General features: G+C 71.5%; 4 protein-coding genes. All 4 read left to right on the top strand.

Annotated elements, in window-relative coordinates:
• Positions 1 to 517 (top strand): peptidoglycan editing factor PgeF (gene pgeF / locus HV824_RS35350; protein WP_176421548.1); only part of this gene is annotated, 517 nt, incomplete at its 5' end.
• Positions 518 to 601: 84 nt separating this feature from the next.
• Entirely contained in the window at positions 602 to 1,438 is an 837-nt protein-coding gene (locus HV824_RS35345; RefSeq protein ID WP_176421547.1) for a tetratricopeptide repeat protein, read from the top strand.
• Between the two features lie 26 nt (positions 1,439 to 1,464).
• The gene (locus tag HV824_RS35340) at positions 1,465 to 2,670 is read left to right on the top strand and encodes a LysM peptidoglycan-binding domain-containing protein (RefSeq protein ID WP_176421546.1); all 1,206 of its coding nucleotides are present in this window, start codon (positions 1,465 to 1,467) and stop codon (positions 2,668 to 2,670) included.
• 138 nt (positions 2,671 to 2,808) lie between these two features.
• The coding region (locus tag HV824_RS35335; RefSeq protein ID WP_176425231.1) for a DNA-processing protein DprA at positions 2,809 to 3,271 on the top strand (463 nt) is incomplete at its 3' end.

Here is a 3,271-nt window from a genome sequence, read left to right as displayed (position 1 = left end):
GGCCCAGGGGCTGCGCCCCACGGAGGGGGAGGCGGACGGACTGTGGACGCAGGCACCGGGAAGCTGGGTGGCGGTGGGCACGGCGGACTGCGTGCCGGTGCTGCTGGTGGACCCGGACGGGCGCGGCGTGGCGGCGGTGCACTCCGGCTGGCGCGGCACGGACGCGGACATCAGCGCGCGCGCCGTGGAGGTGCTGGTGGCCCGCGGCGCGAGGCCGGAGCGGCTGCTGGCGGCGGTGGGCCCGGCGATACAGGTCTGTTGCTACGAGGTGTCGGAGGAGCTGGCGCGGCGCTTCAGCGCGCGCTTCGGGGATGACGTGGTGCGGTGGGTGGAAGGAAGGCCGCGCCTGGACCTGACCCGCGCGGTGCGCCGGACGTTGGTGGGGGCCGGGCTCAAGCCGGCCCACGTCGAGGTGCTACAGGCCTGTACTGCGTGTGAGCCCGCGCGCTTCTTCTCCCACCGGCGGGACGCGGGGCGGACGGGGCGGCACCTCAATTACGTGGTACACCGCTTCTAGCCACCCGGTGTGGGGGGCCGATTTCTTGACGCTCTCCGACGGGCCTTCCTATCCTCGGGGGGACCCCTCTGCTGAAGAAGGCCCGTGCCCGCGCGCTCCGTCATCTTCCGTCTGCTCGCCGCCGCGCCCCTGTGTGCGCTGGGTGCTTGCGCCACCACCGCTTCCTCGGAGGCGGAGGTGAGCGCGCTGCGCTCCGAGCTGCGCACGCTGCGCGCGTCCCAGGAGCGCCTGGTGGAGCGGGTGGCCCGGCTGGAGGCGCATGACGCCGTGTCGCGCGCGGGGGCCTCAAGTGAGCGCCCGCCAGCGCGCCCCATCCCGGTGAAGGTGGAGGCGTCCGCCGAGGAGTCGCTGGGCGCCACGCCGGAGCTGGCGGTGGTGAAGCTCAAGCCGCGCCATGAGCCCGCGCCGAAGCTGCCCACCGCCGTGGCGGTGCTGGAGCCGGACGACGAGCAGATGGAGATGTTCATCAGCCCCGCGCCGGAGGAAGGGCCCGCCGCGACCATGGTGGCGTCGAACGAGGACGCGGGGGCGCAGCAGGACCCCGACGTGCTCGACGCGGAGTTCGACAAGGCCGTGAACATGCTCCGCACCGGCAACGTGGAGGGCGGGGTGGAGAAGCTGCGCCGCTTCGCCGACGACAACCCGCGTCACCCGCGCGCCGACAACGCGCTCTATTTCAGCGGGCTGGGGCAGATTGGCCTCCACGAGTTCAAGGGGGCCGCGCAGACGTTCGAGCGGCTCATCAACACGTATCCCGCCGGGGACGCCATGCTGGACGGCATGCTCCGGCTCGCCGAGTGCCGGATGCGGCTCAACCAGGCCGCGGATGCCAAGGTGCTCTACACCCGCGTCGTCACCCAGTTCCCGGGGACGGCGGCTGCTACCCAGGCGGAACAGCGGCTCGCCGCGATCCCCCAGTGATGTTTCTTTCGAAAGGACGTCCCGCGATGCGCTCCCGGATTCTCACCTCGCTGATGTTGAGCCTCGCCGTCGCGCCCACCGCGTACGCCCAGCAGGAGAACGAGGAAGAGCAGGACACGGGCGGTGAGATGGGCGGCGCCGAGGTGATGGACGAGGCGCCCGACTCCGCGCCGCCGACCTCCGTCGCCATTCCGCCCGGCGCGCCCCGGGGCCGTGAGAGCGCGCCTGGTGAGGTCCACTCCGTGGAGTCGGGTGACACGCTGTGGGACTTGTCCCAGCGTTACCTGGGCAGCCCTTGGTACTGGCCAAAGGTCTGGTCCTACAACCCGGAGATCGCCAACCCGCACTGGATCTACCCCGGCAACCAGGTGCGCTTCTTCGCCGCGGGCGAGGAGGTCCCCACCCAGGTGACGGAGATGGTGGTCGACGAGGGCGACATCACGGCTCCGACGGAGTTCGCCTCCAACGACCAGGTCACGGTGACGGGCAAGATTGGCTACGACGTGGCCGGCTCCGTCCCCGTGACGACGCAGGGCTTCGTCACCCAGCGCGAGCTGGACGAGGCCGGCCGCATCGAAGGCTCGCCCTCCAACGCGGTGATGCTCTCCTTCCCGGACAGCGTCTACGTGCGCTTCAAGCGGAAGGGGGACGTGAAGGTGGGGGACCGCTACGTCGTCTACCACACCACCCAGGCCGTGAAGCACCCGGCGACCGGGCGCCCGCTGGGCTACCTCACCGACTTCGTGGGCACCCTGCGCGTGCAGCGCGTGGGCGACGGCATCGTCACCGCGCAGATCATGGACACCTGGGACGGCATTGAGCGTGGTGACCTGGTGGGCCCCGTGGGCGAACGCCTCACCGAGCGCGTGGCGCCGAAGCCGAACACGAAGAAGGTGGACGGCACCGTCATCACCGCCCTGGTGCCGTACCTCACGGTGCTGGGTGAGAACCACAGCATCGTCGTGGACAAGGGCAGCGCGGACGGCGTGGAGCTGGGCAACACCTTCACCATCCTCCGCAAGGGCGACCCGTCCCGCCACGTGCTGGGCCACGACGTGCGCAAGCCGTCCAAGGAGGAGCAGGCCTACCCCTGGCGGAACATCGGCGGGTGCATGGTGACCGAGGTCAAGGAGCGCACCTCCAACTGCCTCATGATGCGCTCCCTGGAGGAAATGGTCCCCGGCGACCGCGCCTACATGGCCCCGGGCGCGTCGGCCTCGGCCAGCCGCTGAGCGGCGGCAGGAAAAGTGCAATGCGCCCCTCGGATGGAGGGGCTGAGTGCTTGACCGGTGGCGGTCCGGTGTTTATGTGTCGCGCCCCTCCCAGCGGCCCCACCTTCTATATAGGTGGGTATCGAGCGGGGGACGGGTATGGCGGACGCTGAGACGGACAGCCTCACGGCGGAGCAGCAAGCATGCCTCGCGCTCTGGGCCGTTCCCGGCCTGGGGCCGAGGACGCTGGCCGCCCTGCGCGCGTTCGCGGACGGAGGCCTGGCGCCGCTCGGCGCGACTCCGGTGCGAGACTGGGTGTCCCAGGCGCCGGTTTCCTCACAGGTTCGTCGCAAGCTCGCCTCCGTGGAGCGCCTGGCGCCGGTGGCGTGGCGGGTCTGGGAAGCCTGCCGGACGTCGGGCATGAAGGTGGCGTTCCAGGGGCAGGCGGCCTATCCCGCGCGGCTGGCCGAGGTGGAGGACGCGCCGCCGGTGCTCTTCTACCGGGGCGTGCCGGGGCTGCCGCGGCGCCGGCTGGCCATGGTAGGCAGCCGTCACCCGGACCAGGGCTTCCTCCCGTTCGCGCGGCGCTTCGCCCGGCAGGTGGCGGAGTCAGGGGTGGGGG

The sequence above is a fragment of the Myxococcus sp. AM009 genome, assembly GCF_013372605.1.
GTDB lineage: Bacteria > Myxococcota > Myxococcia > Myxococcales > Myxococcaceae > Myxococcus > Myxococcus vastator.
This window is presented reverse-complemented; position numbering and strand designations above follow the sequence as displayed.

Excerpts from the sequence above, each read along its gene's own strand:
- HV824_RS35340 (WP_176421546.1), top strand. The coding sequence starts at position 1,465 with ATGCGCTCCCGGATTCTCACCTCGCTGATGTTGAGCCTCGCCGTCGCG.